The sequence below is a fragment of the Frankia sp. R43 genome, from assembly GCF_001306465.1.
GTDB lineage: Bacteria > Actinomycetota > Actinomycetes > Frankiales > Frankiaceae > Parafrankia > Parafrankia irregularis.
Genome location: NZ_LFCW01000004.1, coordinates 733,226 through 740,674, shown reverse-complemented (window position 1 = coordinate 740,674; position 7,449 = coordinate 733,226). Strand labels below are relative to the sequence as shown.

8 protein-coding genes are annotated in these 7,449 nt (G+C 70.2%); 6 read left to right on the top strand and 2 right to left on the bottom strand.

Annotated elements, in window-relative coordinates:
• Positions 1-207 precede the first annotated feature (207 nt).
• Both ACG83_RS20400 and panD read left to right on the top strand, forming a co-directional pair.
• Positions 208-1,917, top strand: coding sequence for an amino acid adenylation domain-containing protein (locus ACG83_RS20400; RefSeq protein ID WP_235498046.1), 1,710 nt, complete (start codon positions 208-210; stop codon positions 1,915-1,917).
• A 114-nt stretch (positions 1,918-2,031) separates the two neighbouring features.
• The gene (panD, locus tag ACG83_RS20395) at positions 2,032-2,523 is read left to right on the top strand and encodes an aspartate 1-decarboxylase (protein ID WP_054567770.1); all 492 of its coding nucleotides are present in this window, start codon (positions 2,032-2,034) and stop codon (positions 2,521-2,523) included.
• 218 nt (positions 2,524-2,741) lie between these two features.
• Here panD and ACG83_RS20390 read toward each other — a convergent pair whose 3' ends face one another.
• A complete protein-coding gene (locus ACG83_RS20390) occupies positions 2,742-3,368 on the bottom strand; it encodes a TetR/AcrR family transcriptional regulator (RefSeq protein ID WP_235498045.1) in 627 nt (208 codons plus the stop codon).
• An 86-nt stretch (positions 3,369-3,454) separates the two neighbouring features.
• On the opposite strand from ACG83_RS20390, the gene ACG83_RS20385 reads away from it, so the two are divergent.
• Positions 3,455-4,228, top strand: coding sequence for an SDR family oxidoreductase (locus tag ACG83_RS20385; protein WP_054567769.1), 774 nt, complete (start codon positions 3,455-3,457; stop codon positions 4,226-4,228).
• A 101-nt stretch (positions 4,229-4,329) separates the two neighbouring features.
• On the opposite strand, the gene ACG83_RS20380 is transcribed toward ACG83_RS20385, so the two are convergent.
• Positions 4,330-4,893: a TetR/AcrR family transcriptional regulator gene (locus ACG83_RS20380; RefSeq protein WP_054567768.1), complete on the bottom strand. Its 564-nt coding sequence runs from the start codon at positions 4,891-4,893 to the stop codon at positions 4,330-4,332.
• Between the two features lie 75 nt (positions 4,894-4,968).
• On the opposite strand from ACG83_RS20380, the gene ACG83_RS20375 reads away from it, so the two are divergent.
• From ACG83_RS20375 to ACG83_RS20365, 3 genes are all read left to right on the top strand, one after another.
• Positions 4,969-5,964 (top strand): alpha/beta hydrolase, encoded by a 996-nt coding sequence (locus tag ACG83_RS20375; RefSeq protein ID WP_054567767.1) that lies wholly within the window; start codon positions 4,969-4,971, stop codon positions 5,962-5,964.
• A 7-nt stretch (positions 5,965-5,971) separates the two neighbouring features.
• On the top strand, positions 5,972-6,793 hold the full coding sequence (locus tag ACG83_RS20370; RefSeq protein WP_235498044.1) for a class I SAM-dependent methyltransferase: 822 nt from the start codon (positions 5,972-5,974) through the stop codon (positions 6,791-6,793).
• 159 nt (positions 6,794-6,952) lie between these two features.
• Positions 6,953-7,390, top strand: a complete 438-nt coding sequence (locus tag ACG83_RS20365; RefSeq protein WP_054567957.1) for a TIGR03618 family F420-dependent PPOX class oxidoreductase — start codon at positions 6,953-6,955, stop codon at positions 7,388-7,390.
• Positions 7,391-7,449: the final 59 nt, after the last annotated feature.

Here is a 7,449-nt window from a genome sequence, read left to right as displayed (position 1 = left end):
AGTCCGGGTCGGCGGTGGAAAATGCTCAACTGGCTGAGTCGTGTGGGTGTGAATGTCCTTGAATAGCATAGATCCACTTGCTAAGGTTTCTGTTGTCCGCTTCCCGGTCGGCTGTGTCGTCCGGCTCCGGGGTAACGCCTGGGCGTCCCGGTGGTCCGGCCAGGTGCGGGCAGCGATGAGTTCCGTTTCGCCATCGACAGATGGGGCATGATTGTGAGTGCGCTTTTCAGGGGTGGCGTGGCGCCGGCGCCGGCGGCGGACGGGGCTGTCGCTCTCGAATGCTGTAACGACACCAGCGCGCCCGCGGTCGTGACGACCGTGGTCGATCTTTTCGTCGCCCAGGTGCGGAGAACGCCGGATGCGCCAGCTGTCGTGGCGCCGGAAGGGCGGTTCACCTATCGGGAGCTCGGAGACCGGGTGTTCCAGCTCGCCCGGGCCCTGCGTCGCCACGGCCTCGAGCCGGAGGGCGTCGTGGGTGTCCGGCTGGGGCGATCCGCGGAGATGATCGTCGCGGTTCTCGCGGCCATGGTCGCCGGTGGCGCCTTCGTCCCGGTCGAGCCGTCCTGGCCTGACCAGCGGCGTCGGCGGGTACTGACGGACGCGGGCGCACAGTTGATCGTGACGGGTCCGGAGACGTCCGAGGGGCCGGGGGAGCCGGATGAGCCCGGCGGGCTGGTCGACGGGGTGCGAGCCGTGCCGGTCGATCTGCACGCGTGGGCCTGGGGCCACGAGTCGCCGGAACCACTGGATCTTTCGATCCCCTTGGCCGGCCTGGCCTATGTGATGTTCACGTCCGGCTCGACCGGCACCCCGAAAGGGGCGATGATCCGCCATGAGGCGATCGCCGAGCGACTGCGGTGGCAGGTGACGGACCTGTTCACCTTCGGCGCGGGTGACGCCTCCCTGTTCAAGGCGCCGCTGTCGTTCGACATCTCGATCAACGAGATCCTGCTGCCTCTCGTCTGCGGGGGCCGGGTGGTCGTGGCGGAGCCGGACGGTGAGCTCGACCCGGGATATCTGGTCGACCTGATAGAGGCCGAGCGGATCACTTTCGTCTATCTGGTGTCGTCGATGCTGGACGTCGTGCTGGAAGCGGCGGAAGGCACGCCCGCGTTGGCCTCCCTGCGGCATGTCTGGTGCGGAGGCGAGGTACTCACACCGGCCCTCTTCGCACGCTTCCGAGCTCAGGTCGACACCGATCTCTACCATGGGTACGGCCCGGCCGAGACGACGATCGGCGTTTCTCATGTGATCTACCGGGACAGTGCTGAGCGTCTCGCCACCTCCATTGGGCGGCCCAATCCGCATACCCAGCTTCACCTCCTTGACGACCGGCTGGAGCCGGTGCCGGACGGTGCGATCGGCGAGCTGTATGTCGCCGGGTTCCTGCTCGGCCGCGGCTATGTGAACAGCGGGGCGCTGACCGCGTCGCGTTTTGTCGCCAACCCGTTCTCCGGCGATGGCGCCCGGATGTACCGGACCGGGGACCTCGCGCGGTGGGACAGCGCCGGCTGGCTGGAGTTCGTCGGCCGGGCTGACAACCAGGTGAAGATCCGGGGAATGCGGCTCGAGCTGGAGGAGGTGGAAGCCGCCATGTCCACCCACCCCCGGGTGCGGCGGGCGGCGGTCGTGGTGTCCCGGGACACCGCGGCGCCCCGGCTGCTCGCCTTCGTCGTTCCTGATGCCGATCGTGGCGCCGATCAGGCCGACGGCGGCGCGGCGCTTTCGGGACCGGCCGCGGACGGCGCATTCGCGGACGAGGTGCTCAGCTGGTGCGCGGATCTTCTTCCTCATTACATGGTGCCGAGCGCCGTGACGGTGCTGGGCACGCTTCCCGTCACAGCTGGCGGAAAGATCGACCGACGTGCCCTGACCGCAGCTGACCCCGCACGGGAACAGCCTGCGGGGAGGGCATGACGCAGGCGTGCCGGCTGCCTGTGCCGCCGGGGCCGCGGATGGCGCGATGTTTGCGGGTGTTCGCTGACCCGGAACTCCCACTCGTGATCTCGACCGAATTCTGAAGGAAATCGCATGCAGCGCACTCTGCTCGGCGGGAAGATTCATCGGGCCACCGTGACCCAGGCGGATCTGCATTATGTCGGATCGATCACGATTGATCGGACGCTCATGGAGGCCGCCGACATCGTCGAGGGTGAGCAGGTTCAGGTGGTGGATATCACCAACGGCGCCCGGCTGGTCACCTATGCGATCGACGGGCCCCGGGACTCCGGGATCATCGGCATGAACGGTGCCGCCGCCCGCCTGGTCCACCCTGGCGATCTGATCATCATCATGTCGTTCCGGCAGATGGATGAAAGCGAGGTCGGCACGTATGTCCCGCGAGTCGTTCACATCGACGAACTGAATCGGATCGTCACGTTGGGCGACGATCTGTCCGCGCCGGTTCCCGGGGCGGTCAACCAGATTCCCGGAAACGGGACCGCGATCCGGTCCGGGGGCCAGGTGGCCGAGGGCGAGGCGTGCAGAGGCGCTGACCTTCAGGGCGCGCTCGGCCCGTCCTAGGGTCGTCGCACAGGTCCCTCCCCGGCGGCGCGGAGGGTGCGGAGCCGTACGTCGGTCGCGTCCGCACCCTCGGCCCGCGCGGTGATACGAGCGGCCCGTGCCGTGCCGTGCCGTGCCGTGCTGGGGCTGTGTGCTGGGCCCGAGGATCCGATCCGGGTGGGTTCGGCGCCGAGCCCCGCCCGGGGCGCCGTAGCCGCGGAAGTCCCCTGGCTGCGCTCTCAGTCGCCGGTGCGGCCTGGCACCGCTGTCGACCACGGCCACGCGCTGATCGCGATCAGCGCGGTGGACTCCAGCTCTCGGCGTGTCGTACCGTCCCGTGCCTGTTGGGCCATCCCCTGCAGGACCACGCCTGTGAACACGGCCAGTGACCGCGCGTCGGTGCCGACCGGTAGCTCACCCGCGCGGATGGCGGCATCGATTCTGTGCTCGAGCGCCTCGACCCCGCTGTTGCGCAGTGCCCGCAGCGACTGCTCGACCTCGGGCGAGCCGCAGTTGACCGCGGTGCTGACGACGAGGCAGCCGGGCGGCCGATCCGGGCGGGTGTAGGCGGCGGCGGCCTCCCGCAGCAGCCGTTCCAGCCCGCGCCGGAAGGTCGGTTCCTCCCGCAGCGCCCGCACCATGAAGGACCGGTATCGCTCGCAGTACGCGTCGAGCACCTCGTCGAACAGCGCCCGCTTGCTGCCGAAGGCGGCGTAGAGGCTCGGCGGGGCGACGCCCATCGCGGCGGTGAGGTCGGCGATCGAGGTGGTCTCGTAGCCCCGGTCCCAGAACAGCACCAGCGCCCGCTCGAGAGCGGTGGCCCGGTCGAACTCTCTCGGTCGCCCACCACGGGGGGAGGTGGTCACGACCGGATTCTATAGCGATCGCTAAAGAACATGCTACGGTGGCCCGGCATGGTTCTGTAGCGGTCGCTAGGAAAGGGTGGCTGAGCATGGGTACGTTGGCCGGCAAGACGGCGCTGGTCACCGGCGCCAGCCGGGGCATCGGCCGGAGCATCGCCGGGCGGCTGGCGCGCGAGGGCGCCCTCGTCGCCGTTCACTACGGCAGCAACGAGGCGGCCGCCCGAGCCACGCTGACCGCGATCACCGCGGCCGGCGGCCGGGCGTTCACGCTGCGGACGGAGCTCGGGCGGGCCGGGGACGCACACGCGCTGTGGTCGGCCTTCGACGAGGGCGTCCGGGAGTTCACCGACTCGCCGCAGGTGGATGTGATCGTCAACAATGCCGGGATCGCGCTGCACGCCTCGATGAGCGACGTCGCGGACGCCAGCTTCGACGAGGTCTTCGCGGTGAACGCCAAGGCGCCGTTCTTCATTCTCCAGCACGGCCTCGACCGGCTCCGTGACGGCGGCCGGGTCATCAACATCTCGTCGGGTGCCGCCCGGCTGGCGACACCGATGCTCGTCGCCTACGCGATGACCAAGGGTGCGCTCAACGCGCTGACGCGCACTCTCGCACTGGAGCTCGGGCCACGCGACATCACCGTCAACTCCGTCGAGCCGGGCATCGTCGAGACCGACATCGCGTTCTTCCTCTCCGATCCCCGGATGAGTGAGCTGGCGGCGTCGTGGTCGGCGTTCAACCGGATCGGGCAGCCGGCCGACATCGCCGATGTCGTGGCATTCCTCGCCTCGCCGGAATCACGGTGGATCACCGGGCAGACCATCGACGCGACCGGCGGCTTCCTGCTCGGCCCGGCGTTCTGAAACCCGGAACCCGGGGCGCCGAACGGTGGGCGCGGTCGCTCAGGCCGGTGAAACGACGCCGGGCGGGCGAGCGGACGCGATGACAAACGGGAGGCGTGTGGTCAGGTTCCGCGCATCGCGGGCAGAACCATGTCGACCAGTGCGGCGACGTCGGTGTCGGCCATCGGCTCGCCGGTCATGCCCATCCGGTGCAGCAGGGTTCCGACCACGACGTCGATGAAGAACAGGACCCGGTTCTCCGGTTCGTCCAGCGCTGCCTGGATTGCGAGCCGATACGGGTCCTGCAGCCGCGTCGACAGGATCTCGCGCAGAGACGGGTCGCTGACGGCATCGCTGAAGACGCCGGCGAACGCGTCGCCCACCCCGGGCTCGCCGATCTTCGCCGCGATCCAGTGGATGGCCGAGGACATGATCTCGGCTCGGTTGGCCCCCTCCAGCGGCACCGGGCCGAACGCGTCCAGCAGGCAGTCCACGATCAGCTCACCCTTGGACGGCCAGCGCCGATAGATCGTCGTCTTGGCGATGCCGGCCGCCGCGGCGATGCGCTCCACGGTCGCGCGTGCGTAGCCGAGCTCGTGGACGGTGCTCAGCGTGGCGGTGAACACCGTGGCGTGGACGCCGGCGCGCGGGCGGCCGGGTGGTCTGGCGGATCCGGCCGATGCCATGGCCACACGATACCTTTTTCGCTACCGTAGGTTTCGATACCTTGGGTCGCGAAACTCGGTTGACGAGGAGAAGGTATGAGTGAGGTTGTGCTTACGGAGCGTCCGCCGGAGCCGGACTGGTTGACGATGACGGACGAGGAGCTGGTCGCCTACCGCGACGCGGAGAACCGCTTTCGGGCGTCCAGCGCGATACGGCCGGTCACGGGGGACCCGGACCCCGGCGCTGTGATCGACTGGCAGGAGGTGACGCTGCCCGGCCGCGAACTCCCGGTCCGCGTCCACCGGCCGGCGGCGGACTCCGGCGAAGGCGCCGAGCTGCCGTTCGTGCTCCACGTGCACGGCGGTGGGTTCGTGGGCACCGCCGTGCAGAGCGACTGGGTCAACAGCCACCTCGCCGCCCAGCTGCCGGCGGTCGTGGTCTCCGTCGAGCACCGCCTCCTCGACCACCGAACTCCGCTGTCGGCGGCCGTCGCGGATGGCTGGGACGTGCTCCGGCAGGTGGTGCGCGACCCCGGGCCGTGGGGCATCGCCCCGGCGCGAACGGCTGTGTTCGGCGAGAGCTGCGGCGCGCTGATCAGTGCGCTGGCCGCGATCCGCGCCCGCGAGTCCGGCCTGCGGCTCACGGCACAGGTGCTGGTCAACCCCGCTGTCGACGTGACCGGGACGATGCTCGACCACGCCTCGGTCACCGAGCACGCCGACACCCCGACCCTCGCCGTGCCGGTGCTGCGGCTGTTCCAGCGGCTCGCCGTTCCACCGGGAACCGACCCTCGCGAGCTTTCGCCGCTGCACGCCGACAGTCTGAGCGGGCTGGCCCCGGCGCTCGTGGTGGTGCCGACCCACGACCCGCTGGCCGACCACGGCCGCCGCTACGCCGAACGGCTGCAGGCGGCCGGGACGCCGACACGGCTGGCCGAGTACGCCGGAGCGGGGCACGCGTTCCTCAGCATCCCGGGTCTGGCGCCGCAGGCCGAGGCGGCGCGGGCGGAGATCCTCGAGTTCCTCCGTGCCTCGTTCGCCGGCCCGCCGCGAGCCGCCGATGCTTCGGCGCCTGATCACGAAACGCGTTGATCCCGCCGTGACGACAGAAGAGAAGATCGACGGCACGGCCCTGGACGGGGTGGCGGCCACCTGCCTGTGGACGCTGCGCAACCGGGCCGAGGAGTCGATCCACCCGGGCTCGTCGTTCGACGACCCGCTGGCGGAGCGTCTCTACCGCAGGATCGACTACGACTTCGAACGCTTCGGCAGGCCCAGCCAGAGCCATCCACTGCGCGCCCTCGCCCTGGACCTCGCCATCCGCGCGTACCTGGACCGGCACCCCGAGGCGACTGTGGTCGCCCTCGGCGAGGGCCTGCAGACCACCTACTGGCGCCTGGGGCGGCCCGGCGTCGACTGGCTGACCGTGGACCTGCCACCGGTGATCGACCTGCGCCGGCGCCTGCTGCCGCCGGAGCCACGCATGACCGCGATCCCGGTCTCGGCGCTGGACCACAGCTGGATGGACGTCCCCGATCCGGCACGTGGGGTGTTCATCTCCGCCGAGGGCCTGTTCATGTACCTGGAACGAGACCAGGTGATGTCCCTGATCACCGAGTGTGCCGCGCGGTTCCCCGCCGGGCAGCTGTTCTTCGACTCGATACCCCCCGCGTTCAGCAGGCGGACGATGAAGGGCTACCGCATGTCGGACCGCTACACCGCGCCGCCCATGCCCTTCGGCCTCACGGTCTCCGCGGCCGCTCGCCTGCCCGCGCAGATCCCCGGCGTGGCCACCGCCGAGGACCTGCAGCCACCGCCCGGCCGCAGGGCATGGCGGTCGCGAACGCTCCGGAGGATCGCGGCCCTGCCCGGCCCGCGTGATCTGCGCCCGTCAGCCACCCTGTTGACCTTCGCCGGGTGACCGCGGGCAGCTGCGCGGCGAGCCGGGTGGCGCCGGCGGGGCGGCCTGACCCGGTACAGGTGCTGCGGGCCGTGGCGCTCGCCGTCGGTCCGCCGCCCGGAGCCGTGAAACGATGCTGGGCGGGCGAGTGGACGCGCCGACAGACGGGGAGGCATGGCTGTGGCGACGATGGACGACCTGGCGGAGCTGGGCCGGGAGGAGAAAGGGCTGGCGGTCGTCTCGACGTCGCGGGCCGACCAGAGCATTCAGTCGTCCGTGGTCAACGTCGGCGTCCTGCGGCATCCGCTGAGCACCACCCCTGTCGTCGGTTTCGTCACCTACGGCCGGGTCAAGCTCGCGAACCTGCGTGCCAGGCCCGCGCTGACCGTCACGGTCAGGTCGGGGTGGCGATGGGTGTCCGCCGAGGGCGAGGCGCAGCTCATCGGCCCGGACGACCCGCATCCCGACATCGACGCCGAGCGGCTCCGGTTGCTGCTGCGGGAGGTCTTCGTCGCCGCGGGCGGCACGCACGACGACTGGGCCACGTATGACCGGGTGATGGCCGAGCAACGGAGAACCGCCGTTTTCCTGGTGCCCCGGCGGGTCTACAGCAACTAGTGGTGTGTCTGCCCCGGTAGTTCGATGGATTTTTGGTCGTTGGAGGGTTTGGTGAGTCG